This window comes from Streptomyces sp. NPDC040432 (assembly GCF_055595445.1).
The window spans coordinates 1-24,810 of sequence record NZ_JBVIVP010000021.1 but is presented as its reverse complement, the minus strand read 5'-3'; the positions used below and the strand labels follow the sequence as shown (position 1 = coordinate 24,810).

At 69.5% G+C, this 24,810-nt stretch carries 22 protein-coding genes and 1 pseudogene; 9 read left to right on the top strand and 14 right to left on the bottom strand.

The annotated features are described in order from the left end of the window. Nucleotides 1-109: 109 nt before the first annotated feature. Nucleotides 110-796, top strand: coding sequence for a response regulator transcription factor (locus ACZ58N_RS30610; RefSeq protein WP_471166374.1), 687 nt, complete (start codon nucleotides 110-112; stop codon nucleotides 794-796). 571 nt (nucleotides 797-1,367) lie between these two features. Here the strand turns inward: ACZ58N_RS30610 and ACZ58N_RS30605 are convergent. The 12 genes from ACZ58N_RS30605 to kdpF (ACZ58N_RS30550) all read right to left on the bottom strand — a co-directional run bounded on the left by ACZ58N_RS30605 (nucleotide 1,368) and on the right by kdpF (ACZ58N_RS30550) (nucleotide 13,248). Beyond that, nucleotides 1,368-2,081, bottom strand: a complete 714-nt coding sequence (locus ACZ58N_RS30605; RefSeq protein WP_471166372.1) for a cation efflux transmembrane domain-containing protein — start codon at nucleotides 2,079-2,081, stop codon at nucleotides 1,368-1,370. After that, a complete protein-coding gene (locus tag ACZ58N_RS30600) occupies nucleotides 2,081-2,416 on the bottom strand; it encodes an ArsR/SmtB family transcription factor (protein ID WP_471166370.1) in 336 nt (111 codons plus the stop codon). Before ACZ58N_RS30600 ends, ACZ58N_RS30605 begins: the two co-directional genes overlap by 1 nt. 159 nt (nucleotides 2,417-2,575) lie before the next feature. Next, on the bottom strand, nucleotides 2,576-2,650 hold the full coding sequence (locus tag ACZ58N_RS30595) for a 50S ribosomal protein bL37 (RefSeq protein ID WP_466395514.1): 75 nt from the start codon (nucleotides 2,648-2,650) through the stop codon (nucleotides 2,576-2,578). A gap of 14 nt (nucleotides 2,651-2,664) precedes the next feature. Further along, nucleotides 2,665-3,471, bottom strand: coding sequence for an SDR family NAD(P)-dependent oxidoreductase (locus tag ACZ58N_RS30590; protein ID WP_471166368.1), 807 nt, complete (start codon nucleotides 3,469-3,471; stop codon nucleotides 2,665-2,667). Between the two features lie 633 nt (nucleotides 3,472-4,104). After that, a complete protein-coding gene (locus tag ACZ58N_RS30585) occupies nucleotides 4,105-6,648 on the bottom strand; it encodes a DUF4118 domain-containing protein (protein ID WP_471166366.1) in 2,544 nt (847 codons plus the stop codon). Nucleotides 6,649-6,722: 74 nt separating this feature from the next. Continuing rightward, nucleotides 6,723-7,412 (bottom strand): response regulator, encoded by a 690-nt coding sequence (locus ACZ58N_RS30580; protein ID WP_471166364.1) that lies wholly within the window; start codon nucleotides 7,410-7,412, stop codon nucleotides 6,723-6,725. A gap of 128 nt (nucleotides 7,413-7,540) precedes the next feature. Continuing rightward, nucleotides 7,541-8,257 carry a potassium-transporting ATPase subunit C gene (locus tag ACZ58N_RS30575; protein ID WP_471166362.1) on the bottom strand — a complete coding sequence of 239 codons (717 nt, stop codon included), beginning with the start codon at nucleotides 8,255-8,257 and terminating at the stop codon, nucleotides 7,541-7,543. Between the two features lie 5 nt (nucleotides 8,258-8,262). Then, a complete protein-coding gene (gene kdpB, locus ACZ58N_RS30570; RefSeq protein WP_471166359.1) occupies nucleotides 8,263-10,368 on the bottom strand; it encodes a potassium-transporting ATPase subunit KdpB in 2,106 nt (701 codons plus the stop codon). After that, a complete protein-coding gene (gene kdpA / locus ACZ58N_RS30565) occupies nucleotides 10,365-12,029 on the bottom strand; it encodes a potassium-transporting ATPase subunit KdpA (protein ID WP_471166356.1) in 1,665 nt (554 codons plus the stop codon). The genes kdpB (ACZ58N_RS30570) and kdpA overlap by 4 nt, the downstream gene beginning before the upstream one ends. Before the next feature lie 8 nt (nucleotides 12,030-12,037). Next, nucleotides 12,038-12,127 (bottom strand): K(+)-transporting ATPase subunit F, encoded by a 90-nt coding sequence (gene kdpF, locus ACZ58N_RS30560; protein WP_037789535.1) that lies wholly within the window; start codon nucleotides 12,125-12,127, stop codon nucleotides 12,038-12,040. 238 nt (nucleotides 12,128-12,365) lie between these two features. Continuing rightward, nucleotides 12,366-13,124 carry a DUF4118 domain-containing protein gene (locus ACZ58N_RS30555; RefSeq protein WP_471166353.1) on the bottom strand — a complete coding sequence of 253 codons (759 nt, stop codon included), beginning with the start codon at nucleotides 13,122-13,124 and terminating at the stop codon, nucleotides 12,366-12,368. A gap of 34 nt (nucleotides 13,125-13,158) precedes the next feature. Further along, the gene (gene kdpF / locus ACZ58N_RS30550) at nucleotides 13,159-13,248 is read right to left on the bottom strand and encodes a K(+)-transporting ATPase subunit F (RefSeq protein ID WP_381621716.1); all 90 of its coding nucleotides are present in this window, start codon (nucleotides 13,246-13,248) and stop codon (nucleotides 13,159-13,161) included. Nucleotides 13,249-13,491: 243 nt separating this feature from the next. On the opposite strand from kdpF (ACZ58N_RS30550), the gene ACZ58N_RS30545 reads away from it, so the two are divergent. From ACZ58N_RS30545 to ACZ58N_RS30530, 4 genes are all read left to right on the top strand, one after another. Beyond that, nucleotides 13,492-15,375, top strand: a complete 1,884-nt coding sequence (locus ACZ58N_RS30545; RefSeq protein ID WP_471166351.1) for an APC family permease — start codon at nucleotides 13,492-13,494, stop codon at nucleotides 15,373-15,375. Nucleotides 15,376-15,688: 313 nt separating this feature from the next. Next, complete coding sequence (kdpB, locus tag ACZ58N_RS30540; protein ID WP_471166348.1) at nucleotides 15,689-17,839, top strand: potassium-transporting ATPase subunit KdpB; 2,151 nt, start codon at nucleotides 15,689-15,691, stop codon at nucleotides 17,837-17,839. Between the two features lie 198 nt (nucleotides 17,840-18,037). Continuing rightward, nucleotides 18,038-19,975 (top strand): APC family permease, encoded by a 1,938-nt coding sequence (locus tag ACZ58N_RS30535; protein WP_471166345.1) that lies wholly within the window; start codon nucleotides 18,038-18,040, stop codon nucleotides 19,973-19,975. Between the two features lie 69 nt (nucleotides 19,976-20,044). Then, complete coding sequence (locus tag ACZ58N_RS30530; protein WP_471166342.1) at nucleotides 20,045-20,218, top strand: hypothetical protein; 174 nt, start codon at nucleotides 20,045-20,047, stop codon at nucleotides 20,216-20,218. On the opposite strand, the gene lysA is transcribed toward ACZ58N_RS30530, so the two are convergent. Both lysA and ACZ58N_RS30520 read right to left on the bottom strand, forming a co-directional pair. Further along, nucleotides 20,215-21,564: a diaminopimelate decarboxylase gene (gene lysA / locus ACZ58N_RS30525; RefSeq protein ID WP_471166339.1), complete on the bottom strand. Its 1,350-nt coding sequence runs from the start codon at nucleotides 21,562-21,564 to the stop codon at nucleotides 20,215-20,217. The two genes, ACZ58N_RS30530 and lysA, sit on opposite strands and share 4 nt — an antisense overlap. Next, entirely contained in the window at nucleotides 21,564-21,917 is a 354-nt protein-coding gene (locus tag ACZ58N_RS30520; protein ID WP_471166337.1) for an SAV_915 family protein, read from the bottom strand. The genes lysA and ACZ58N_RS30520 overlap by 1 nt, the downstream gene beginning before the upstream one ends. Nucleotides 21,918-22,172: 255 nt before the next feature. On the opposite strand from ACZ58N_RS30520, the gene ACZ58N_RS30515 reads away from it, so the two are divergent. From ACZ58N_RS30515 to ACZ58N_RS30500, 4 genes and pseudogenes are all read left to right on the top strand, one after another. Next, nucleotides 22,173-22,721 (top strand): universal stress protein, encoded by a 549-nt coding sequence (locus ACZ58N_RS30515; RefSeq protein ID WP_471166335.1) that lies wholly within the window; start codon nucleotides 22,173-22,175, stop codon nucleotides 22,719-22,721. Between the two features lie 319 nt (nucleotides 22,722-23,040). Further along, nucleotides 23,041-23,481, top strand: a complete 441-nt coding sequence (locus tag ACZ58N_RS30510; RefSeq protein WP_471166332.1) for an acetate--CoA ligase family protein — start codon at nucleotides 23,041-23,043, stop codon at nucleotides 23,479-23,481. 189 nt (nucleotides 23,482-23,670) lie between these two features. Then, nucleotides 23,671-23,826, top strand: a pseudogene (locus ACZ58N_RS30505) (pirin); the annotation flags it as partial. 283 nt (nucleotides 23,827-24,109) lie between these two features. Then, nucleotides 24,110-24,712 carry an NUDIX hydrolase gene (locus ACZ58N_RS30500; RefSeq protein WP_471166329.1) on the top strand — a complete coding sequence of 201 codons (603 nt, stop codon included), beginning with the start codon at nucleotides 24,110-24,112 and terminating at the stop codon, nucleotides 24,710-24,712. Nucleotides 24,713-24,810: the final 98 nt, after the last annotated feature.

The window sequence follows — 24,810 nt, the reverse complement described above, 5'->3', positions numbered from 1 at the left end:
CCAAAGGTGCTGTTTCCTCTAGCCAACCGTGTCGCCCGAAGTGCATCAGGAGCTCCCGGTGCGAGACGGCCGGACCTTGAAGGAATCACGACAGGAAGGCGGCACGCCGATGCCCCGGGTACTGGTGGTGGATGACGAGCCGCAGCTTGCTCGGTTGCTGGTCATCAATCTGAAGGCGAGGAAGTACGAGGTGGACTGCGCGCAGGACGGAGGTTCGGCTCTGGACGCCGTGGCGGCCTGCCGACCGGACGTCGTGCTCCTCGACCTCGGACTTCCCGACATGGACGGGATCGATGTGATCAGGCATCTGCGCGGTTGGTCACGCGTGCCCATCCTGGTGGTGTCCGCCCGCCACGGCTCCGAGGAGAAGATCCAGGCCCTGAACGCGGGCGCCGACGACTACATCACCAAGCCCTTCAGCATGGACGAACTGCTGGCACGGCTTGGAGCCGTCGCCCGCCGTACGAGGGCCGGCGGTTCGGGTGAGGCGGATGCAAAGGTCGTCGAGACCGAGGAGTTCACCATTGACCTGCTCGCGAAGAAGGCCAGGCGCAGGGGGAAGGCCATCAGGCTCACGCCCACGGAGTGGCACCTCTTGGAGGTCCTGATCCGAGACCGGGGCCGTCTCGTCAGCCAACGCCGTCTGCTCCAGGAGGTGTGGGGTTCCTCCTACGGAACGCAGACCAACTACCTGCGCGTGTACATCGCTCACCTCCGACGGAAACTGGAAGCCGACCCGTCGCGTCCGCGCCACCTGATCACCTCCCCGGGGATGGGGTACCGCTTCGACGCGTGAGCGGGCGAGCCCGCGGCGCGTCGACGGGCCGAGTCCTGGTGGAGGGGGCCCGTCTCCATGGAGGTCGGCTCACGATCCCAACTGGGCGCGGATGAGGGCGTCGAGTCTCCGCCACGCCGGGGACGAGGCGTTCACCGTGCCCTGGATCAGGTCGGGGATCTCGGAGGATGTATCCAGCACGGCCGGCACGTCCGGCAGTGAAGCTGAAGAACGAGCAGCAGCCGACCTCCCGCCCCACCAGGTCCCGCACCCGCTCCTCCACTCCGGGACCGCCGGCCAGGTCCACGCGCAGCCGCAGCGGTCCGAGCCGCGACAGCGAAGTCAGCCGCTCGGCGAACAGTCCGTCCCACTCCGCGACCCGCAGGGGCCGCTCCTCGGTGGGCAGCGTGCAGGACTGCGGCACCCATGCCGTATTAACTCATCGCGCTCACTCCCGTCGTCACGCTTCCCGCAAAGGGGGAACACCTCCGACGGTAAACCTGTACCCGAGTGCCGGTTGCGAGCCCGCAGGCGAGGAGTTCGAGCCGGCTGCTGCCTGCCGGCGGCGGGCCGGTGCGGGTCGGTGCGATGTTCAGGAGCAGCAGGAGCATCCGGGTGCGCGGCCGCACCCGTCCGGGGCGTCCGCCACCGGGACGCGGTCGGGCGTGGCCGTGGGGGCGCAGCAGCCCTTGCCCTGCCAGGCATCACGGCCTTCCTTGAGGGCGATCGCGGCGATGACCAGGGCCGCGATCGGGTCGGCCCACGACCAGCCGAGGGTGGCATTGAGCACCAGGCCGGCCAGGAGGACGGCGGACAGGTACGTGCACAGCAGGGTCTGCTTGGCGTCCGCGACCGCGCTGGCGGAGCCGAGCTCCCGCCCGGCCCGGCGCTGGGCTGCGGACAGGAACGGCATGACCGCCAACGACAGCGCGGCGATGACAATGCCGGGGACGGACACCTCCGCCCCGCCGGTGCCGGTCAGCGCGCGGACGGCGTCGAGCGTGACGTAGGCGGCGAGCGCGAAGAAGGAGACCGCGATGATCCGCAATGTCGTCTTCTCCCGCGCCTCGCGTACGACGTGGTCGCGGGTGGAGAACTGCCAGGCCACCGCGGCGGCCGAGGACACCTCGATGACCGAGTCCAGGCCGAAGCCGATCAGCGCCGTCGACGATGCCATCGTCCCCGCTGTGATGGCGACCACCGCCTCGACGACGTTGTAGGTGATGGTCGCGGCGACCAGGAGACGTATCCGGCGGGCCAGGGCGTCGCGGCGGGCAGGCGACGGCCCCAGGGACATGGAGGCCATCAGCAGCATCCTTCCCTCTCGGCGTCCGGGCAGGTCTTGTCGTGCTCGACCGCCACGACGGCCTGGCGCAGGTCTTCCAGGGCGTGGCCCAGGCGTTCGTCGGCCAGCTCGTATCGGGTGCGCCGGCCGTCGGGGGTCGCGACGACCAGCCCGCAGTCCCGCAGACAGGCCAGGTGGTTTGACAGTCGGGTCCGTGAGACGCCGATGGCCTCGGCGAGATCGGAGGGGTGGGCCGGCGCCTCGCGCAGGGCGAGCAGGATCCGGCAGCGGATCGGATCGGCGAGCGCGCGGCCGAAACGGGCCAGCACCTCGATGTCAGGAGCGACATTCAGCACACCACGACAGTACATGGGAGTCTGAATTCAGGAAATCGTGGATTGTTTGACGCCGCTGCCCGCCGCTGCTCGCCGCTGTGGGATGGGCCGTGCCCTTCGATCGGACGTCGAAGCGGGGCGGCCCTGTTCGGAGGGCCGCCCCGTGGAGTGGGTCGCTGGTCAGCAGGAGGGTTTACTGCCGTGGTTGGAGCCCTTCTTGCGGCGGGCCCTCTTCTTGCGTGCGCGCTTGGACATGGGGGTCGTTCCCTTCAGGCGGTGTGGCCGACGAGGAGGTCGGCGAGCTTGTTGAGGCGCTTGACGGTCCGGTCCTCGGTCGCGGCCGGGGCCGGGGCGACGCGCTCGTCGCGGTCGTAGTAGGCGCCGTTGACGATCTCGGTGGCCGGGTCGCAGAGCCGCACGACGTGAGCCGCACCCTCGGTCGCCGGGGCGCCCGCGTGGCCGTAGAGGGGGAGGAGCCCGGTCTCGCAGGTGCCGGGGTTGACCGAGACGGCGGTGACGCGCGGGTCGGCGGCGAAGACGGTCAGTGCCAGCTGTGACTGCGCGTACGCGGCGAGGCGGGAGTACCGGCGGATGCGCTGGGGGTCGTTCCACTGGATGGCGCCGGTGCGGTGCAGTGAGGAGGAGACGTTGACGACCCGGCCGCCCGGGTCGGTGGTCAGCGCCGGCTCCAGGAGGTTCGTCAGGAGGTAGTGGGCGAGGAAGTTGACCTGGAAGGCGATCTCGTTGCCGTCGGTGGTGAGCGTGTGGCGCTCGGGCGCGGCGATCGCCGCGTTGTTGACGAGTACGTCCAGGCGCGGGTGCTCCCGTACGACGGCATGGGCCAGGTTTTCGACTTCTTCCAGACGGGCGAAGTCGGCTGCGAGAGGGCGCAGGAGCGTGCCGTCGATGCCGGTGGTGGCGATCAGCCGGTCGGTGGCCCCCTGGGCTTCCTCGGGCGTGCGGCCGTGGAGGAGGACGGTGCAGCCGCGCTCGGCGAGCTGGCGTGCGGCCTCGTAGCCGATACCGGAGGTGGCTCCGGTGACGAGGACGGTACGGCCGGACAGGGATGAGGACATGTCGGATTCCCGTAAACAGGCATGGCTGACGTGCCCGGCGCCCCGGCGCGAGGCGGGAGTGCGGGCTCGGATCATGCGGTGAAGGTGAGGATGCGTACGAAGCCTCGAACAGCGCCCTTCAAGGGCTGGTGGCAGACATACGCGGATGACGCGCGGCCGACGTCAGAGGGCCGGGCGGACAGCGGGCGCCGTCGGCTGCACCCGATGGGGTGGCCGATCGTCGTAGTGCGGACCGCTGTTCATGACCGCAATCCCAGCGCATGAGGGGATGTGGTGGCAAGCCCGGAATGCTTCCTTGATGACCTTCTGACGTCGTTCGTCAGGGGCGCGTCAAAGATCGACTTGGGGGCGGAAGAAGCTCGTCAAGGAGTGCTGCCACGGCGGTCGGCCGGGCACAGACTGGTGTGGCGACAGAGCCGGACGACGGACCGGCGGCACGCGGCTGGTGGGTGGTGACCTGAACACCGCCCGCGACGCTTGCACGGTCCCACCGTGGGGGTACGGGCCGATGCGATCCGCGTGCCGGTCAGCTGTCGCACACCACATGAGCCGTCCGGCTTTCCGGGGTGGGGATTCCGGAGCCGGACGGCTCACGTGGTTTTCGGGCGGGGCGCCCGGGGGCGCCCGGAGGCGTCAGGTGAACGCCGCGGTCGGGGGTTGCGCCGTGACCGGAGGGGTACCGCCGGCTATGGGGAGGGTGAGGACCATGGTGAGTCCGCCGCCTGGGGTGTCCTCGGCGGTCAGGGTCCCGCCGATCGCGTCGGTGAAGCCGCGGGCGACGGCGAGGCCGAGCCCGACTCCGGCGCCGCGCGGGGCGTCGCCGTGGCGTTGGAAGGGTTCGAATATGCGGTCCTTGGCCTCGTCCGGGACGCCGGGGCCGCGGTCGACCACCCGTAGCTCGACGCGGCTCCCCAAGGCGCTCGCGGAGACGTTGACGGGCTGGCCCGCCGGGCTGTATTTGACCGCGTTCTCGACGATGTTGGCGACGGCCCGCTCAAGGAGGCCGCGGTCGACGGCCACCATCGGCAGCGTTTCGGGGATGTCGAGGTCCACGCTGTCCTCGGGTACGCCGCCCAGGGCCATCGGGACGACTTCGTCGAGGTCGGTCTCCCGGATGAGGGGGACGACGGTGCCGGTGTTGAGGCGGGACATGTCGAGGAGGTTCCCGATCAGGGCGGCGAGGCGGTCGGCGCCGTCCTCGATGCCTTCGAGCAGCTCGGCCCTGTCGTCGTCGGACCACTCGACGTCGTCGGAACGCAGTGAGGTGACGGATGCCTTGATGCCGGCGAGCGGGGTGCGCAGGTCGTGGCTGACGGCGGCGAGCAGGGCGGTGCGGATGCGGTTGCCCTCGGCGAGTTCACGGGCCTTGCCCGCCTCGTCGACGAGGCGCTGTCGGTCGAGCACGACGGCTGCCTGCGCGGCGAAGGCGCCGAGCACGCGCCGGTCCTCGGCCGGGAGGACACGGCCGGTGAGCGCGAGGGCCATGGTGTCGCCTATGGGCAGGTCGACGTCGGCTTCGTCGGGGCGGGCGGCCGGGCTGATGCCGACCGATGCCGCCGTGGTCCAGGGATCGACGTCGCTGGTGCGTTCCAGAAGTGCGACCGACTGCATGGCGAAGGTTTCGCGGAGGCGTTCCAGGAGGGCGTCGAGGGAGTTCTCGCCGCGCAGGACGCTGCCCGCGAGGAAGGAGAGGATCTCGGACTCGGCACGGAGTCGGGCTGCCTGGTGGGTGCGCCGGGCGGCCAGGTCGACCACGGACGCCACGGACACGGCCACACCCACGAAGATCACGATGGCGACGATGTTCTTCGGATCGGAAATCGTGAACTCGTGCAGCGGGGGAGTGAAGAAGTAGTTCAGGAGCAGGGACCCGAACGCCGCCGAGGCCAGAGCGGGGAGGAGCCCGCCGAGCAGGGCTGCCGCCACGGTGAAGGTGAGGAACAGCAGCATGTCGTTGGCGAGGCCGAGGTCGGGGACGACCTGGTTCAGCAGGACCGTCAGCAGGGCGGGGCCGACGATACCGGTCAGCCAGCCCCAGATGACGCGGGACCGCCCCAGACGCGCGCCGCGCGCGGTGGGCAGCCCCCGGCCCTTGGCGGCCTGGTCGTGGGTGACGATGTGGACGTCGAGGTCAGGGCCTGACTCGCGGGCGACGGTGGCGCTGACGCCCGGGCGGAACACGGACTGCCAGGAGCGGCGGCGGCTGACGCCGAGGATGATCTGGGTGGCATTGCAACCACGGGCGAACTCCAGCAGCGCGTCGGGCACGTGGTCGCCTATGACGTGGTGGAAGGTGCCACCCAGGTCCTCGACGAGCGTGCGCTGGACGGCGAGTTCCTTCGGGGAGGCGGAGGTGAGCCCGTTACTGGCGGCGATGTAGACGGCGAGGACCTCGCCGCCCGCTCCCTTCTCGGCGAGCCGGGCCGCGCGACGGATGAGCGTACGCCCTTCGGGGCCGCCGGTGAGACCGACGACGATGCGTTCGCGGGCCTGCCAGGTGGAGCGGATGTTGTGCTCGCCGCGGTATTCCTGGAGGTACTCGTCGACCCGGTCCGCGACCCACAGCAGGGCGAGCTCGCGCAGCGCGGTCAGGTTGCCGGGGCGGAAGTAGTTGGAAAGGGCCGCGTCGACCTTGTCGGGCTTGTAGACGTTGCCGTGGGCCATGCGGCGGCGCAGTGCCTGCGGGGACATGTCGACGAGCTCGATCTGGTCGGCGCGGCGCGCGACCTCGTCGGGGACCGTCTCCCGCTGCCGGACTCCGGTGATCGTCTCGACCACGTCGCCCAGCGATTCCAGGTGCTGGATGTTGACGGTGGAGACGACGTCGATGCCGGCCTGGAGGAGTTCCTCGACGTCCTGCCAGCGCTTGGCATTGCGGGAGCCGGGGACGTTGGTGTGGGCGAGCTCGTCCACCAACGCGACGGCAGGGCGCCGCGCGAGGATCGCGTCGACGTCCATCTCGGTGAACGTGCCGCCCCTGTAGTCGATCTCGCGCCGCTGGATGAGTTCGAGGCCGTGCAGCATGACCTCGGTGCGCGGCCGGCTGTGGTGTTCGACGAAGCCGACGACGCAGTCGGTGCCCCGCTCGATCCGGCGGTGCGCCTCGGACAGCATCGCGTAGGTCTTGCCGACGCCCGGCGCTGCGCCGAGGTAGATGCGGAGCTTGCCGCGTCTCATGTTCCGACTCTTCTTCTCTGCTGACGGTGGGGTCTTCGGTGACGATCGGTTTCTGGTGGTGATCGGGCGGGTGATCAGGGCTCGAAGCGGTAGCCCATGCCCGGTTCGGTGATCAGGTATCGCGGATGCGAAGGGTCCGCTTCCAGTTTGCGCCGGAGCTGGGCCATGTAGACGCGCAGGTAGTTGGTGTTCTCCCCGTAAGTCGGGCCCCAGACCTCCAGCAGGAGGCGACTCTGGGTGATCAGGCGTCCCGGGTGGGTGATGAGGATCTCCAACAGGTGCCACTCGGTCGGGGTCAGCCGTACGGCGCGCTCACCTCGCAGTACCTTCTTCGCGACGAGGTCGACGGTGAACTCGTCGGTCGTGACGACGGTGACCTCGTCGGCCTGCGAGGGGGACGGGGCCTCCTGTCTCCGCGAGGCCGCCCGCAGACGGGCCAGGAGCTCGTCCATGCTGAACGGTTTCGTCACGTAGTCGTCCGCGCCGGCGTCCAGCGCCCGGATCTTGTCCTCCGAGGTGTGACGGGCGGAGAGGACCAGGATCGGTACCCGGCTCCAGCGGCGGACACTCTTGATCACGTCGACGCCGTCCAGGTCGGGCAGCCCGAGGTCCAGCACTATGACGTCGGGCTTGCGGGCGGCCGCGAGCCGCAGGGCCGAGCCGCCGTCGGGTGCCTCCTCCACGTCGAACTTGCGCGCCTGGAGGTTGATCTTGAGCGCGCGGACGAGCTGTGGGTCGTCCTCCACCACCAGCACCCGGGTCATCGGTGTGCAGCCTTTCCTTCGTTGCGGGCACGGCACGGTGGGAGCCGACGGTACGCCGGTGCCTCCCCGGAGTCTCCTGGGGGAGGCACCGGCGTACCGTCGGCTCCCGATCCGCGCGATGGGGAACATCAGCTCTTGGGCAGCGCCTTCAGGGCGATGTTGAGTTCGAGGACGTTGACACGGGGCTCGCCCATGAAGCCGAGGGTCCGGCCGGTCGTGTGGTCGGCGACGAGCTTCTCGACCTGCTTGACGTCGAGATTGTTCCGCTCGGCGACGCGGTGGACCTGGAGCTTGGCGTAGGCGGGGGAGATGTTGGGGTCGAGGCCGGAGCCGGAGGAGGTGACGGCGTCGGCCGGGACGTCCTCGGGCTTGACGGGATGGCCCGCGGTGGAGTTGTCGGCGATGACGGCTTCCTTGGCGGCGACGACCTGGGCGCAGAGGGTGCCTTCCTCGGCGTCCTTGGTGCACCGGCCGTTCACGGCCCCGTTGTCGGCGGAGCGGTTGGTGGCGCCGGAGAGGATCAGCGAGTACTGGGTGTTGACGCTGTTGGAGCCCAGGCCGTTGGACGGGCGCGGCTGGAACCACTTCAGGTCCGGCCGCGCGGCCTCTTCGGCGTCGTTCGGGTCGTTCTTCGGCAGGTTGTAGGTCTGGCCGATGAGGGAGGAGCCGACGACCTGGCCGCTCTTGTCCTTGATCTCGGAGCCGTTGGCCTTGTCGTTGAAGAGGGCCTGGGCGATCCCGGTGACGGCGAGCGGGTAGATGACCCCGCAGATCACGGTCAGAACGAGCAGAGCTCGCAGGCCGGCCCCGATCAACCGCACTGTGTTGCTTACAGAGTTGTTCATGGGTGTCAGCCGATTCCGGGGATGAGGGAGAGAGCCATGTCGATGAGCTTGATGCCGATGAACGGTGCGATCAGACCGCCGAGTCCGTAGAGGCCGATGTTGCGGCGGAGCATCTTGTCCGCGCTGGTGGGCCGGTACTGGACACCCTTCAGGGCGAGCGGGACGAGCGCGATGATGATCAGCGCGTTGAAGATGACGGCGGACAGGATCGCCGACTCGGGTGAGGTCAGGCCCATGATGTTGAGCTTGTCGAGGCCCGGGTAGACGACCGCGAACATGGCCGGGATGATCGCGAAGTACTTCGCGACGTCGTTCGCGATGGAGAAGGTCGTCAACGCGCCCCGCGTGATGAGGAGCTGCTTGCCGATCTCGACGATCTCGATGAGCTTGGTGGGGTTGGAGTCGAGGTCCACCATGTTCCCGGCCTCCTTGGCGGCCGAGGTCCCGGTGTTCATGGCCACGCCCACGTCGGCCTGGGCGAGGGCGGGGGCGTCGTTGGTGCCGTCGCCGGTCATCGCGACGAGCTTGCCGCCGGCCTGTTCCCGCTTGATGAGGGCCATCTTGTCCTCGGGGGTGGCCTCGGCGAGGAAGTCGTCGACGCCCGCCTCCTCGGCGATGGCCTTCGCGGTGAGCGGGTTGTCGCCGGTGATCATGACGGTCTTGATGCCCATGCGGCGCAGTTCGGCGAACCGCTCGCGCATGCCCTCCTTGACCACGTCCTTGAGGTGGATGACGCCCAGGACGCGGGCGCCGCGCTCGTCCTCCACCGCCACCAGGAGCGGGGTGCCGCCGGCCTCCGAGATCCGGTTGGCCAGAAGGTCGGCATCGTCGGAGACCCGGCCGCCCTGCTCCTTGACCCAGGTGATGACGGAGCCGGCCGCGCCCTTGCGGGTCTTCCTGCCGTCGACGTCGACACCCGACATACGGGTCTGGGCGGTGAAGGCGATCCACTCGGCGTGCGACAGCTCGCCCTGGTGGCGTTCGCGCAGCCCGTACTTCTCCTTCGCCAGGACCACGATGGAACGACCCTCGGGCGTCTCGTCGGCCAGCGACGACAGCTGCGCGGCGTCCGCCAGCTCCGCCTCCGTGGTGCCCTTGACGGGTACGAACTCGGAGGCCTGCCGGTTGCCGAGGGTGATGGTGCCGGTCTTGTCGAGCAGCAGCGTGGAGACGTCCCCGGCTGCCTCGACCGCGCGGCCGGACATGGCCAGCACGTTGCGCTGGACGAGGCGGTCCATGCCCGCGATTCCGATGGCGGACAGAAGGGCGCCGATCGTGGTGGGGATCAGGCAGACCAGCAGCGCCGTCAGCACGATCATCGACTGCTCGGCGCCCGCGTAGATCGCGAACGGCTGCAGAGTGACCACGGCCAGCAGGAAGACGATCGTCAGCGAGGCGAGCAGGATGTTCAGCGCGATCTCGTTGGGCGTCTTCTGCCGGGCGGCGCCCTCGACGAGGGCGATCATGCGGTCGATGAAGGTCTCACCGGGCTTCGTCGTGATCTTGATGACGACTCGGTCGGAGAGGACCTTCGTACCGCCGGTGACGGCCGAGCGGTCGCCGCCGGACTCGCGGATGACCGGGGCGGACTCGCCGGTGATGGCGGACTCGTCGACCGAGGCGACGCCTTCGACGACGTCACCGTCGCCGGGGATGATGTCGCCGGCCTCGCAGACGACCAGGTCGCCGATCTTCAGATCGGTGCCGGGGACCTGCTCCTCGGTCGTTCCGTCCTGAGTCAGGCGGCGGGCGACGGAGTCGGTCTTGGCCTTGCGCAGGGTGTCGGCCTGGGCCTTGCCGCGGCCCTCGGCGACGGCTTCGGCGAGGTTCGCGAAGATCGTGGTCAGCCACAGCCAGGCGGTGATGGCCCAGCCGAACCAGTCCGTCGGGTCCTTGACCGCCAGGACGGTGGTGACGACGGAGCCGATCAGGACCACGAACATGACCGGCGACTTGATCATGATGCGGGGGTCGAGCTTGCGGATCGCGTCGGGGAAGGACTTCAGTAGCTGCTTGGGGTCGAAGAGGCCGCCGCCGACGCGTCCGCCGTCCGGCTTGTGGCCGGTGGGCACGTCCTGGTGCGGAGCCCTTGTGGGTGTGGCGGTGCTCATGCTGCGAGCCCTTCGGCGAGCGGTCCCAGCGCGAGGGCAGGGAAGTAGGTGAGTCCGGTGACGATGAGGATGGTGCCGACGAGCAGGCCGGTGTAGAGCGGCTTGTCGGTGCGCAGGGTGCCCGCCGTCTCCGGCACTGGCTTCTGCTCGGCCAGCGAACCGGCGAGTGCGAGGACGAACACCATGGGCAGGAAGCGGCCGAGCAGCATGGCGATGCCGATGGTGCTGTTGAACCACTGGGTGTCGGCGTTCAGGCCGGCGAAGGCGGAGCCGTTGTTGTTGGCGCCGGAGGTGTAGGCGTAGAGGATCTCGGAGAAGCCGTGCGCGCCGGAGTTGGTCATCGAGTTGACCGGGGTGTCCAGCGCCATCGCGGCGGCGGTGAAGCCGAGTACCAGGGCGGGGGTGATGAGGATGTAGCAGGCGGCGAACTTGATCTCGCGGGTGCCGATCTTCTTGCCGAGGTACTCCGGCGTACGGCCGACCATCAGCCCGGCGATGAACACCGCGATGATCGCCATGATCAGCATGCCGTAGAGGCCGGAGCCGACACCGCCGGGCGCGATCTCGCCCAGCTGCATGCCCAGCAGCTGGATACCGCCGCCGAAACCGGTGTAGGAGGAGTGGAAGGAGTTCACCGCACCGGTCGAGGTCAGCGTGGTGGAGACCGAGAAGACCGCCGACGCGCCGATCCCGAAGCGGGTCTCCTTGCCCTCCATCGCCCCGCCCGCGACCTCGAAGGCCGGGCCCTTGCCCGCGAACTCGGTCCACATCATCAGCGCGACGAAGCCGACCCAGATGACCGCCATGGTCGCGAGGATCGCGTAGCCCTGCTTGACCGAGCCGACCATCTTGCCGAAGGTCCGGGTCAGCGAGAACGGGATCACGAGGATCAGGAAGATCTCGAAGAGGTTCGAGAACGGGGTGGGGTTCTCGAAGGGGTGGGCGGAGTTGGCGTTGAAGTAGCCGCCACCGTTGGTGCCCAGCTCCTTGATGACCTCCTGGGAGGCGACCGCGCCGCCGTTCCACTGCTGGCTGCCGCCCATGAACTGCCCGACCTCGTGGATCCCGGCGAAGTTCTGGATCGCACCGCACGCGACCAGGATGATCGCACCGATCACGGAGAGGGGCAGCAGGATCCGGACGACACCGCGGACCAAGTCGGCCCAGAAGTTGCCCAGCTCACCGGTGCGGGAGCGCGCGAAGCCCCGGACGAGGGCGACCGCGACGGCCATGCCCACCGCGGCGGAGACGAAGTTCTGCACGGCCAAGCCGCCGGTCTGCACGACGTGGCCCATGGCCTGCTCGCCGTAGTACGACTGCCAGTTCGTGTTGGCGACGAACGAGGCGGCGGTGTTGAAGGCCTGGTCGGGGTCGATCGCCACGAAGCCGAGCGAGCCGGGCAGGACGCCCTGCAGACGTTGCAGGAGGTAGAGGAAGAGGACGCTCACGGCGGAGAAGGCGAGGACGCCGCGCAGGTAGGCGGGCCAGCGCATCTCGGCCGACGGGTTGGCGCCGATGGCCTTGTAGATCCACTTCTCCGGTTTCCAGTGCTTCTCGGAGGAGTAGACGCGGGCCATGTGGTCGCCCAGCGGACGGTAGGCAAGCGCGAGCGCGGCGATCAGCGCGAGCAGCTGGAGCACACCAGCGGTTACGGGGCTCATATCAGTGCTCAGAACCTCTCCGGGTACACAAGGGCGAGGACGAGGTATCCGAGCAGGGAGACGGCCACGACGAGGCCGACGATGTTCTCGGCGTTCACAGCTTGGTCACCCCCCGGGCGATGAGAGCCACCAGCGCGAACACCGCGACCGTGGTGACGACGAAGGCCAGATCGGCCACCGTGAGCTCCTGGATGAAGTGGAAGGAATGAAATCGGCCAGCTGGCCGATGACGAGATAACCGTGTCTTCGGCCCGGTGTTAAGACGCCTTGACGGGGTCCATACGAGCGCAGGGGAACTCTTGACGCGGCCCTTACGCGAAAGGCCGGAGAAGCCGATCAGCCCCGGCGGGACAGGCCTGCCGTGTCCAGGGCGCCGCCGGCCTGTGCGGCCAGGGTGACGGCCACCAAGCGGTCCTGTTCCGACGGCAGGGGGCGGCCGGGACACGCATCGAGGAGGAAGCGGCCGTAGTAGTGGCCGCCACCGACGACCCGCAGTTCGGTCTCGCCGTTCGGCCAGTCGGCGTACTCCGTGATCACGCCCCCTCCGCGCAGCCACACACTGCCGTCGTGCTCCAGCCGCGGCAGCCGGCCCATCAGGGTTCCGTACTCGAAGCGGCAGCCGCGGAGCCCCAGCAGGCCGACGAGTTCCCGGCGCACGTACTCGACGACCGCTTCCGGTGAGCGGCCGTCCTCGGCCGGCCGGGCGCTTCCGCGGAGGCTGGACAGCTGCGCGGCATCGCTGGTCACGGTCGATTGGAGCCGCCGTGCGCGCACGGACAGCTGCGAGACGATCAGGCCGACGACGAGCAGCAGGACCGCCGTCTCGGCGTCGTTCCGGTCGGCGATCACGAACCGCTGATAGGGCTCGGTGAGGAAGAAGTCGAACCAGGCGGCGGCCGAGAGGGCGGCCAGAGCTCCTGCGGCCCGCGTACCGACGGCGGCGACCGCAACCACGGCGACGACGAGGACGAGAGCCGTGTTGGTCGCCGAGAGGTCGGCGCGGACCGGCACGAGCGCGAGCGCCACGAGGAAGGGGACCAGCAGCGCCGCGAGCAGGGCGGCGCGGTCGCGGAGCCTGTACGCGTTTCCGGACATATGGAGCCTCCCGTCCGGACGGGTGGGTAGGGGATCAGAACTTCTCGGGCCTGATGAGCGCGACCACGAGATAGCCGAGCAGAGCGACGGCGACGAGCAACCCGACCACGTTCTCCGCTTCCATGGAAGCCTTCTTCCCTTTCCGGTGGCGGGTGGGAAAGCACCCATGTCAACCCTGCCCGCCGGGGCGGGGCCGCCGCACACTCCGACGAGGTCTTGACGCACCTCATATGCCTTTCGTGTCCCGACATCAAGGGCGCGCGAAGACCGAAGCGAAGGCCGTATGGATATCGCCAAGGACACTGGCGATCCGGCCACGGCATTCCGACGCTGTCCTCACTTTTGTCCAACGGAGGAACTGCGAAAGATGTCCATAGAGATGGGAAAGCCGAGCACAGCAGGACAGGTCCCGGGCACGGAGGAGCCTCCTGATACCGGCGTACGGACGCCCGAGGCCGGGGACCGGCACCGGCTGACCGCCCTCCAGGGCCTCGCCGCACTGTCACTCGACGCGATGGCGTCCGTGGCGTACGGGCCGGAGTCGATCGTGCTCGTTCTGGCCGCGGCCGGTGCCTACGGGATGGGCTTCACCCTCCCCGTCACCCTGGCGATCGCCGCGCTGCTCGCGGTCCTGGTGGCCTCGTACCGGCAGGTGATCGCCGCGTTCCCGGACGGCGGCGGCTCGTACGCCGTCGCGAAGAAGCACCTCGGCCGGCGGACGAGCCTGGTCGCCGCCGCCTCACTGATCCTCGACTACGTGCTGAACGTCGCGGTCTCCGTCACCGCCGGCGTGGCCGCCCTGACCTCCACCTTCCCCGAGCTGTACGGCGAGCGGGTATGGATCTGCCTGGGCATCCTGCTCCTGGTGACCGCGGTGAACCTGCGCGGGGTCGTGGACTCAGCCAAGGCGTTCCTCGTCCCCACGGCCGTCTTCGTCGGGTCGATCCTGGCCATGATCGTCGCCGGACTCCTCCGGGACGGCCCCGTCAGTACGGCCTCGGCCGCCGGCCACGCCTCAGTGCTCGGCGAGGGCGCCACCACCGTGGGCGCGCTCCTGCTGCTGAAGGCGTTCGCCGCAGGCTGTTCTGCCCTGACGGGAGTCGAGGCCGTCGCCAACGCCGTGCCCTCCTTCCGGGCTCCGGCGGCTCGCCGCGCCCAGCACACGGAGGTCGCACTCGGCGCGCTCCTGGGCGTGATGCTGATCGGCCTGTCGATCCTCATCGGCCGCTTCCACCTCCAACCGGTCGAGGGCGTGACCGTCCTCGCCCAGCTCGCCGACGCCTCCTTCGGTCACAACGCGGCCTTCTACATCGTGCAGTTCGCCACGATGGTGCTGCTGGCGTTGGCTGCGAACACCTCCTTCGGCGGTCTGCCCGTGCTGATGAGCCTGTTGGCCCGCGACAACCACCTGCCGCACCTCTTCGCCCTCAAGGCGGACCGGCAGGTGCACCGGTACGGAGTCCTCGCCCTCGCGGCCGTCTCCGCGGCACTGCTGGTCTTCTCCGGCGGTGATACGAACACCCTCGTCCCACTGTTCGCCATCGGTGTCTTCGTCGGCTTCACCATCTGCCAGGTCGGCATGGTCCGGCACTGGTGCGGCGAACGACCGCGCGGCTGGCGGGCGAAGGCCGGCCTCAACGGCTTCGGCGCCCTGCTCACCGGCATCTCGGCGATCGTCGTCACCGCGACCAAGTTCACGGAGGGCGCCTGGCTGATCGTCCTCGCCCTGCCGCTCATCGTGGTCGGCTTCGAGCGGATCCACCGCGCGTACACCGAGATCGGCGACCGGCTGGAGCTGGGACGCATCCCGGAGCCCCCGCACCGCTTCCGCTCCCTGGTCGTGGTCCCCGTCTCCGGCCTGTCACGACTGACCGGCCAGGCCCTCACCGCTGCCCGCTCGCTCGGCGACGAGGTCCTCGCCGTCACCGTCACACATCCCGCCGACGAGGACCGGCGGGTCTCCGAAGCCCTTCGCAGGGACTGGGAGTTGTGGAACCCGGGCGTCGCATTGCTCGAGCTTCCCTCGGGCACGCGCTCGCTCGGACGCCCCGTATCCGCGTACGTGCGGGAGCTGGCACGGACCCGTCCGGATGCCCAGGTCACCGTACTCATCCCGGAGACCGAACCCGCTCGCCTGTGGCAGCGGCTGCTCCAGAACCAGCGCGGCTCCGTCGTCGCCCACGCGGTGCGCCGTGACACCGACGCCGTCATCTGCCGACTCCGCTTCCGCATCACGTCCGACACGCATTGACGCACCCCTGACGGCGGCTTGACGCGACCTGTGCGCCGCCGTCAAGACGGCGCCAAATCCCGCTCCCACACGCGCAGTTCCGCTGGAACGGGCAGTAGTTTCCTGCCTGTTGCGCCGCCGGGGATCTCGATCACTCACATGACGGCCGAGGGGGTCCATGGAGACGGTCCCCGGCGGCGACACTCCTCTAGGGCCTGTCGTCAAAGTCCCGTCTGCCTCGGCGAAGACGGGACTTTGACGACAGGCCCTAGGCGCCCTGAGCCCGCTCTGACAGGGGCTGCCACACCTCCGAACCCATCCATAAGGTCGCTTCATGCCTCCCGCCGCCGCGCAGCACATTCCTCCAGGTCTGGGGACCCCTCCGCGGACTCCGGTCAACCGGCCGTCCCGCAAACGGTCCGGCCAGGCGAACGTGCTGGATCCCGAGCTCCTTGCGGCCTCCGCACGGGAGGCCGTCGGCAAGCTCCACCCGCGCGAACTGGTCAAGAAGCCGGTGCTGTTCGTCGTAGCCGTCGGATCCGTCCTCACCACGCTCTCGGCGCTCATCCACCCGTCCGTCTTCACCTGGGTGATCAGCGTCTGGCTGTGGCTGACCGTCCTGTTCGCCAACCTGGCCGAGGCGGTCGCCGAAGGGCGGGGCCGTGCCCAGGCCGAGTCGCTGCGCAAGGCGCGCACGGACACGGTCGCGGTGCGGCTGAACCACTGGACGTACGGGACGAACCTGCGCCGGGCGGAGTCGGAGGTGGTCACGCCCGCCGAGCTCCAGCCCTTCGACTTCGTACTCGTCGAGGCCGGCGAGCTGATCCCGGCGGACGGCGACGTGGTCGACGGGGCCGCGATGGTGGACGAGTCGGCCGTCACCGGTGAATCGGCTCCGGTGCTGCGTGAGTCGGGCGGCGACCGGTCCGGGGTCACGGGCGGAACGACCGTGCTCTCCGACTCGGTCGTCGTACGCGTCACCTCCCGCCCGGGGAACAGCTTCATCGACCGCATGATCGCCCTCGTCGAGGGCGCCACCCGCCGGAAGACCCCGAACGAGATCGCACTCAACATCCTGCTGGCAGCCCTGACCGTCATCTTCATCCTGGTGGTCGTCGCCATCCAGCCGATGGCCGCCTACGCGCACGCCGCACAGTCCACGACCGTCCTGGTCGCCCTCCTCGTGACCCTCATCCCCACCACCATCGGCGCCCTGCTGTCCGCGATCGGCATCGCCGGCATGGACCGCCTCGTCCAGCGCAACGTCATCGCGATGAGCGGCCGCGCCGTCGAGGCGGCCGGCGACGTCAACACTCTCCTCCTCGACAAGACCGGCACCATCACCCTCGGCAACCGGGAGGCCGCGGCCTTCATCCCGCTGCCCGGCGTCGACCACACCAAGCTCGCGGACGCGGCCCAGTTGTCCTCCCTCGCCGACGAGACGCCGGAGGGCCGGTCGGTCGTCGCCCTGGCCCTGCGGTACGGCTTGCAGCCGGCCGCCGCGGAGGACCTCAGCAACCCGCACTTCACCCAGTTCAGCGCCCGCACCCGGATGAGTGGCGTCAACCTCAACTGGGACAACGGCGCCGGCTGCGCCATCCGCAAGGGCGCGACCGCCCAGGTCTGCGACTGGGTGGCGGCGCGTGGCGGTACCGTCCCCGCCGAAGCCGTCACCTGGTCCGCGAGCGTGTCGGAGTCCGGGGGCACGCCGCTGCTCGTCGCGGTCCACGACTGGGACGGACCGCGTGTCCTCGGCATCATCCACCTCAAGGACGTGGTCAAGGAGGGCATCCGGGACCGCTTCGCGGAACTGCGCGCCATGGGCATCCGTACGGTCATGGTGACCGGCGACAACGAGCTCACGGCCCGCGCCATCGCCACGGAGGCCGGGGTCGACGAATACCTCGCCGAGGCCACCCCGGAGGACAAGCTGGCCCTCATCAAGCGGGAGCAGGAGGGCGGCAAGCTCGTCGCGATGACCGGAGACGGTACGAACGACGCCCCGGCCCTGGCCCAGGCCGACGTCGGCGTCGCGATGAGCACCGGCACCTCGGCCGCCAAGGAGGCCGGGAACATGGTGGACCTCGACTCCAACCCCACCAAGCTCATCGACATCGTCGAGATCGGCAAGCAGCTCCTCATCACCCGCGGTGCCCTCACCACCTTCTCCATCACGAACGACGTCGCGAAGTACTTCGCGATCATCCCCGCCATGTTCACCGCGGCCTATCCAGGACTCGAAGCCCTCAACATCATGGGCCTGAGCAGCCCGACCTCGGCCATCACCTCGGCGATCATCTTCAACGCCCTGATCATCGTCGCCCTCATTCCCCTGGCCCTGCGCGGCGTCCGCTACAAGCCGGCCTCCGCCCACGCCCTGCTGCGCCGCAACCTCGGCGTCTACGGCCTCGGCGGCCTGATCCTGCCCTTCGTCGGCATCAAGCTGATCGACCTGGTGGTATCCACCATCCCCGGTCTCGGATAGATGCCACCCGCTCCCCGTAGCCGGCCGGCCGCGGGAAGGCAGGACAGCGACGTGCCGTACGCCACAGACGCCATCCATCTGCGTTAAGGACACGTCAGGATCTGTCCCCTCACGTGCATAAATGACCGGGCTGCGTACGCTGGCTCAGCCATCGATGTCGATGGCTGAAGCTTTGCCGTACGACAGGAGCTCCCCACGATGGCCACCCCGGCCCGCTCCACGCGCCTGCGCGCCTGGATGCTGGAAGGCTTGACCGCCGAGAAAAGTTCGCCCGCCGCCAAGGAGGCGGCGGCCCAGCCCCACGGACGCCCGTGGTGGCGGGTCATGTGCCTGACGGGTCTGGACTACTTCTCCACCCTCGGCTACCAGCCCGGTATCGCGTTCCTCGCCGCCGGTCTGCTGTCGCCCCTGGCGACCATCGTGCTCGTGCTGCTGACCTTGTTCGGCGCTTTGCCGGTGTACCGGCGGGTGGCAGAGGAGAGCCCGCACGGCGAGGGCTCCATCGCCATGCTGGAGCGGCTGCTGACGTTCTGGAAGGGGAAGCTGTTCGTCCTGACACTGCTCGGCTTCGCGGCGACCGACTTCCTCATCACCATCACCCTCTCGGCCGCCGACGCCACCGCGCACCTGGTGGAGAACCCGCACCTCACCAGTACCCTGCACGGCCACGAGGTGCTGATCACCCTCATCATGATCGCGCTCCTCGGCGCTGTGTTCCTCAAGGGGTTCAGCGAGGCCATCGGTGTCGCCGTGGTCCTCGTCGTCACCTACCTCGGCCTCAACGTCGTCGTCGTGGCCGTCGGGCTGTGGCACGTGTTCACCGCACCGCAGGTCATCACCGACTGGACGACCGCGCTGACCACCGAGCACGGCAACCCCTTCATGATGATCGCCATCGCGCTCGTGGTGTTCCCCAAGCTCGCGCTCGGCCTCTCCGGGTTCGAGACCGGCGTCGCGGTCATGCCGCACGTCAAGGGCAACCCGGACGACGCACCGGAGAAGCCGGCCGGTCGGATCCGCGGTGCCAAGAAGCTGCTGACCACGGCTGCCGTGATCATGAGCATCTTCCTGATCTGTTCCAGCCTCATCACGACCCTGCTGATCCCGGCCGCCCAGTTCGAGCCGGGCGGCGAGGCCAACGGCCGGGCGCTGGCCTACCTGGCCCACGAGTACCTGGGCTCCGCCTTCGGCACGGCGTACGACATCTCCACGATCCTGATCCTGTGGTTCGCAGGCTCGTCCGCCATGGCCGGCCTGCTCAACCTGATGCCGCGCTACCTGCCCCGCTACGGCATGGCCCCGCACTGGGCCCGCGCCCTGCGCCCCATGGTCATCGTCTTCACCCTGATCGCGTTCCTGGTCACCTGGATCTTCGACGCCGACGTGGACGCACAAGGCGGCGCGTACGCCACCGGTGTCCTCGTCCTGATCACCTCGGCGGCAGTCGCCGTGACCATCGCCGCCCGCAGGGCCGGAGAGCGCGGCTGGACCATCGGCTTCGGCGTCATCTCCGCCGTCTTCATCTACACGACCGCCGTCAACATCGTCGAACGCCCCGACGGCGTGAAGATCGGCGCCTGCTTCATCGCCGGCATCATCGCCCTCTCGCTGCTCTCCCGTCTGGCCCGGGTCTTCGAGCTGCGCGTCACGCACATCGAGTTCGACGACATGGCCCAGCGCTTCATCCGCGACACCTCCAACCGCACCATCCGGTTCATCGCCAACGAGCCCGACAACCGGGACCTCACCGAATACCGGCTGAAGAAGGAGCAGATCCGCGCGGACAACGACATCCCCGCCGGGGACGACGTGATGTTCGTCGAGGTCACCGTCCTGGACGCCTCCGAGTTCGAATCCGGCATGCGCGTACGCGGCGAAGTGCTGCACGACCGCTACCGCGTCCTGACCCTGGAGAGCTCCAGCATCCCCAACGCCCTCGCCGCCCTCCTCCTCCACGTCCGGGACGAGACCGGCCAGCGTCCGCACATCTACTTCGAGTGGACCGAAGGCAACCCGATGGCCAACTTCCTCCGCTTCTTCCTCTTCGGGCAGGGCGAGGTGGCCCCCGTCACCCGCGAGGTCATCCGCGAGGCCGAACCGGACCGGAACCGCCGCCCCCACGTCCACGCCGGCTGACGTCAAGAACCCGACAGGAATCGCGCCGGATCCTCCCCTCGGGGAGGATCCGGCGCGATTCTCAGTGTTGTGACGTCTTCCTGGCACCCCGACCGCGGCATCCGCCGGACCATGCTCGCCCTCGGGGCCGCCGGCCTGACCCTGATCACGGCAGGAGCCGCCCTCGACACGCTGTGGCTGCTCGGCATCGGCGTCTGGGGAGTCATCGGCGCATTGGCGATAGAGCTGGTCCACCGCCCCTAACCGCCGATGTCCCGGCGGCGGAAGTCCTCCAGGGTCTCGCGCCGGACCAGCACCCGGGCCGAACCCTCGTGGACCGCGATGACCGCGGGCCGGCCGACGAGGTTGTAGCCGGACGCCATCGACAACTGATAGGCGCCCGCCACCGGCACGGCGAGCAGGTCGCCGGAGCGAAGGTCGCCCGGCAGTTCCACATCGGTTGCCAGGACGTCGCCCGCCTCGCAGTGCCGGCCCACGACGGTCGCCGTGCCCTGCGCCGCGGTCGAGTGACGGCCGATGAGGCGGGGCGCGTACCTCGCCCCGTACAGAGCCGGCCGGGGGTTGTCGCTCATCCCTCCGTCGACAGCGACGAACACCTTCTCGCCGCTGCGTTTGACGGTGAGCACCCGGTACAGGGCGACTCCGGACGGCCCGACGATGGCCCGCCCGGGCTCGACCGCGAGCCGGGGCACGGTCAGCCCGGCAGCTGCGCAGCCCCTGACGAGTTCACAGCGCATCCTCCGCGCGAGGGCGGTGAGGTCGAGGGCGGACTCGCCCGGCCGGTAGGCGACGCTGTGGCCGCCGCCCATGTCCAGCTCGGGCAGGACGATGCCGTGGGCGTCACGGACGCGGGCCATCAGCCCGACCATCCGGCGCAGAGCCACCAGGTAGGGCTTGACGTCGGAGATCTGGGAGCCGATGTGGCAGTGCAGCCCGGTGAGTTCGAGCTGCGGCTGACCGAGTACCCGGGTGATCGCGTGCTGAGCGCCGCCATCGGTGAGGGAGAGACCGAACTTCTGGCCGTCCTCACCGGTGCGGATCTTCTCGTGGGCCCCGGCCGAGACGCCCGGCACCACCCGCATCATGACCTTCTGGCGGCCGTCGGGACCGACGGCCGCGGCGATCCTGGCGATCTCGGACGCGCTGTCGATGACGATCCGCCCCACCCCGAGGCGCAGTGCCGCCTCCAGGTCGCGGGGAGATTTCGCGTTTCCGTGCAGCACGATCCGGTCCCGTGGGAAACCGGCGGTGACAGCAAGTTCCAGCTCGCCGGCCGAGCACACGTCGAGCCCGAGGCCCTCCTCGTCGACCCAGCGCACCATGGCCCGGGAGAGGAACGCCTTGGCGGCGTAGAGGACATCGGCCTCGGGGAAGGCATCCCGATAGGTCCGACAGCGCCCGCGGACCTCGCCCTCGTCCAGGACATAGGCAGGGGTGTCGAAGCGCTCGACGAGCTCCACCAGCGACACTCCGCCGACAGCAAGCCCACCGTGCGGGAGCCGCGTCGTGGAAGCCGGCCAGATCGACAGATCGTCCGTATCGGCCCGGACCTTCGAAAGGAGGGCGGTAGCCGTCGCTTGATCACCCATCAGATGGTCCGGGCCGCGACTGGCGGCTGCTCCGCCCATGGACCTACGACCGCGGGCGTCGTGGTGACCGCAGGAGCGGTGAACGTCGGGTCGACGGTCAGCAGAGATGCGCCCAGGGGCCCGGTCATCGCGCGGAGCGCGGCTTCGGAGAGCCTGATCCAGGACTGTTCGGCGCCGAGGGTGGCCCGCAGCCGGTCCGGGCTGGTGAAACCGACGGCGGTACGAGCCCCCAGCGGGGTGCGGAAGAGCCGCAGCACGACTTCCGACCGTCCCGGCCGGACCGGGACACAGAGAGGCCCGGCAGGGATCCGTTCTTCAGGTTCGGGGTCGTCGTCGTACTGGAACAAACACATGAGGCCCTCCCGGAGGAACCACGAGCGGCAGGTGAGGCTCCGGGTGCGGGGAGGCAGTCCGGGGCACGCCATCGAAGCTATCCCCGCACTTCTGTACCTGAGGCCGCCCCGTAACGGGACCCATACGGCGCGAGGCCAAGTTCTGACGGATCACTGACGCCGGCCGGCGGTGGCGTCAGAAACCCGTCATGGTTGCGGATTTCCGCATCAGGGGGTCATCAGCAACGGTGCTTCACCTGCCGCCGTGACCGTTTCATGGAGGCCGTCGGACGAAACGAGAGGAACGAGGCCGTGCGAAGAGTTGTGGTGGGCGTGACAGGAACCCCGGGGAATCTCTCCGCGCTGCACCGGGCCGCCGCGGAGGCTCGCGCCCGGGACGCTGCCCTATGGCCCGTCCTGGCCTGGCAGTCACCGGGCGGAGAACTTGCCAGTCGCAACGGCCTCGGGCCCTCGGCTCTTGCGGCGTGCCGCGCCGCAGCCGTCGAAAGACTCCGTGAGGTCCTCGACACGGCCTTCGGCACGCTGAAGCCCGGTGTCATCCTGGTGGGCCACACGGTACGTGGTAACCCTGGTGCAGCCCTCGTGGACACCGCCCGCGACCCGGAGGACCTCCTCGTGGTCGGCACGGGATCCCGTGCCCCGATGCGCCGCCTCGTCCGTCCCTCGGTGGCCCGCTACTGCCTCGCCCACGCAGCCTGCCCCGTCCTGACGGTACCCCCGTCCGTACTCAAGGCCGACCTGGACGCCGTGCACCGCCGGAACGTCTGGAGAATCCCGCTGGACCCGCGAGAGCTGACGTCTTGAGCCACCCGTACCGAGACGCCATCAGGAGTGACCAGGTCGGCGGGTCCACTGCCGAGTCGGTGGCGGCGGCCACCCGGACGATCAAGGCGGCCTGTGCTTCGATTTCTCGGCTTGGACACAGGACTGACCCCGCTGACGCACCGATGCTCCGGGGTCGGTCCAGAGCCTTGGGGCCTTCCACACGGGCCTCGGCCGTAGCGATGGCCCACCCCGAACCCCGGTACCTGCGCCAACCTCCTGGATCGCTCCGGCATTTCGCAGACTCTGTGGGCGTGGGCGCAGAACGAGGCGGACGCCGTTTCCGCCGCCCTCAGGTTCCGTGACAGGCACGGCGGAGCAGTGCTCAAGGCACTGGCCGGGCCTCGTCCACAAGAGCGAGGAACACGCCGTCGGGCTCGACCTCCAGGGCGATGCCCAGGTGTCGGCCGCCTACTGGGACCTGGCCGAGCGCTTCCGCGGGAGGCTTGCCGGTGTCCTGGTGCAGCCCATGGCGCGGCGAGGCGTCGAACTCATCGCCGGTGTCGTTCAGGACGAGGCACAGCGACCGAGGTGCTCGCCGACCACGCCGCCCGGCCAGGAGGCGGGCGAACACGCCAAGGCAGCCGTCCTCATCGGCTCCGTGACCGCGGCCCTCCTCGCCGCCGTCGTGCTGCGCCGCCGCAACACGGTGTACAAGCGGCTCTACGAGGAGGAGACCGTCGACGCCGACGCCGACGGCATCCCCGACATCTACCAGCGCGAAGCCGCCACGGAACGCTGACAGGAACGCCCACGCGAGCGGCCCCGTCGTGACGAAGCCGCGGTAACGGAAACATGCAGGGGAACGCCTCCCCGTCCCCGTCCTGCACCTCGTCCCCGGCGGTGACTGCCCCCGGGGGCTTCGAACGGCTCCAGGTCCAGGTACCGCCCGTGAGTGAGGAGTCCGTGCCACACAGCGCTGGGAAGCTCGAACTGGATCGGCCGGAGCAACGAGGAGATCGTCCGGTTCCGCGAGGACTGGACGAACGGCACCCGGTACGGCGAGGTGAAGGGCTACGACGGCCCCCCGATCCCCGCTCCGCAGCTCCCGCCGGTGCCGCTGAAGGCGCGGGGTCGGGTGCGCTGACCTGGGCTTTGGTGAGGCACGTCGACCGGCCGAGCTCGGCACGGGAGGGGCGTGTCCCTTGCTGAGGGCATACCGGCGAGGGGAGGCTCCGGGAGGCCCTCTGTGGGCCCCCGGCGTTCATGCCCGGTGCCATCCGGATCGAAGCCGGGAACACCGTCCCCACCCGGCAGGGCGGGCGGAGCGGATCGAGCGCCGGCGCATCGTTCGTCACGGGCGATCCGTCCACGTCGACGGCGGCCGGCTGCCGCACGGAGACCGACAACAAGCAAGGAGACAGACCGGAATGAAGGAACGCGTCCGCGCCGTCCTCGTCACCCCGGACAAGATGATGCTGGTCATCCGCCGCACCAGACCCGACATCCCCCCGTACTGGGTGCTCCCCGGCGGCGGTGTCGAGCCCGGCGACGAGTCGAGGGAGGCCGCCCTCCACCGGGAGATCCACGAGGAGATCGCGGGGAAGGCCGACATCGTCCGCCTGCTCCACACGGTGGAGTCCGACGGTGAGCGTCAGCTCTTCTATCTCGCCGCCATCGCGACCTGGTCCTTCGGGGACCGCACCGGTCCCGAGTTCAACGCCGAGGGCCGTGGTGAATACGCGCTGGAGGAGATCCCGTTGACCGTGGAGGGACTCGACGGCATCGACCTCAGGCCCGTGGAGATCGCCCGCGTCCTGCGGGGTGCCGTCGTCGCCGGCAGCCTTCGGGCGGAGGTGGCGAAGCAGCGATTCGTCTCCATGTTGACGTGCCGTCGGGGCCTCATGTCGGCGCTGCCTCGTGGGCGACCCGGGGACGCCCGTCCATCCCGCTCGTCGGAGCAGGGCACCGCCCGGGAGGGTGACGGGCTCGCCGGGAGCTCTGGTCGTCACCTCCCGGGTCTGCCGGGCTGAGGGGTTACTTGGCGCCGAGGCCGGCGTCGGTGACCTCGGGCTTGCCGGCGGCCTTGAGGACCTTGTTGAGGAGGGTGAGGTCGTAGATGCCGGTGAGG

Bases quoted from the DNA above. Each gene is read 5' to 3' on its own strand.
- ACZ58N_RS30610 (WP_471166374.1), top strand. From the start codon at position 110: ATGCCCCGGGTACTGGTGGTGGATGACGAGCCGCAGCTTGCTCGGTTG.
- ACZ58N_RS30605 (WP_471166372.1), bottom strand. From the start codon at position 2,081: ATGGCCTCCATGTCCCTGGGGCCGTCGCCTGCCCGCCGCGACGCCCTG.
- ACZ58N_RS30590 (WP_471166368.1), bottom strand. From the start codon at position 3,471: ATGTCCTCATCCCTGTCCGGCCGTACCGTCCTCGTCACCGGAGCCACC.
- ACZ58N_RS30585 (WP_471166366.1), bottom strand. From the start codon at position 6,648: ATGAGACGCGGCAAGCTCCGCATCTACCTCGGCGCAGCGCCGGGCGTC.
- ACZ58N_RS30580 (WP_471166364.1), bottom strand. From the start codon at position 7,412: ATGACCCGGGTGCTGGTGGTGGAGGACGACCCACAGCTCGTCCGCGCG.
- ACZ58N_RS30575 (WP_471166362.1), bottom strand. From the start codon at position 8,257: ATGAACAACTCTGTAAGCAACACAGTGCGGTTGATCGGGGCCGGCCTG.
- kdpB (WP_471166359.1), bottom strand. From the start codon at position 10,368: ATGAGCACCGCCACACCCACAAGGGCTCCGCACCAGGACGTGCCCACC.
- kdpA (WP_471166356.1), bottom strand. From the start codon at position 12,029: ATGAGCCCCGTAACCGCTGGTGTGCTCCAGCTGCTCGCGCTGATCGCC.
- ACZ58N_RS30555 (WP_471166353.1), bottom strand. From the start codon at position 13,124: ATGTCCGGAAACGCGTACAGGCTCCGCGACCGCGCCGCCCTGCTCGCG.
- kdpF (WP_381621716.1), bottom strand. From the start codon at position 13,248: ATGGAAGCGGAGAACGTGGTCGGGTTGCTCGTCGCCGTCGCTCTGCTC.
- ACZ58N_RS30545 (WP_471166351.1), top strand. From the start codon at position 13,492: ATGTCCATAGAGATGGGAAAGCCGAGCACAGCAGGACAGGTCCCGGGC.
- kdpB (WP_471166348.1), top strand. From the start codon at position 15,689: ATGCCTCCCGCCGCCGCGCAGCACATTCCTCCAGGTCTGGGGACCCCT.
- ACZ58N_RS30535 (WP_471166345.1), top strand. From the start codon at position 18,038: ATGGCCACCCCGGCCCGCTCCACGCGCCTGCGCGCCTGGATGCTGGAA.
- lysA (WP_471166339.1), bottom strand. From the start codon at position 21,564: ATGGGTGATCAAGCGACGGCTACCGCCCTCCTTTCGAAGGTCCGGGCC.
- ACZ58N_RS30520 (WP_471166337.1), bottom strand. From the start codon at position 21,917: ATGTGTTTGTTCCAGTACGACGACGACCCCGAACCTGAAGAACGGATC.
- ACZ58N_RS30515 (WP_471166335.1), top strand. From the start codon at position 22,173: ATGGAGGCCGTCGGACGAAACGAGAGGAACGAGGCCGTGCGAAGAGTT.
- ACZ58N_RS30500 (WP_471166329.1), top strand. From the start codon at position 24,110: ATGAAGGAACGCGTCCGCGCCGTCCTCGTCACCCCGGACAAGATGATG.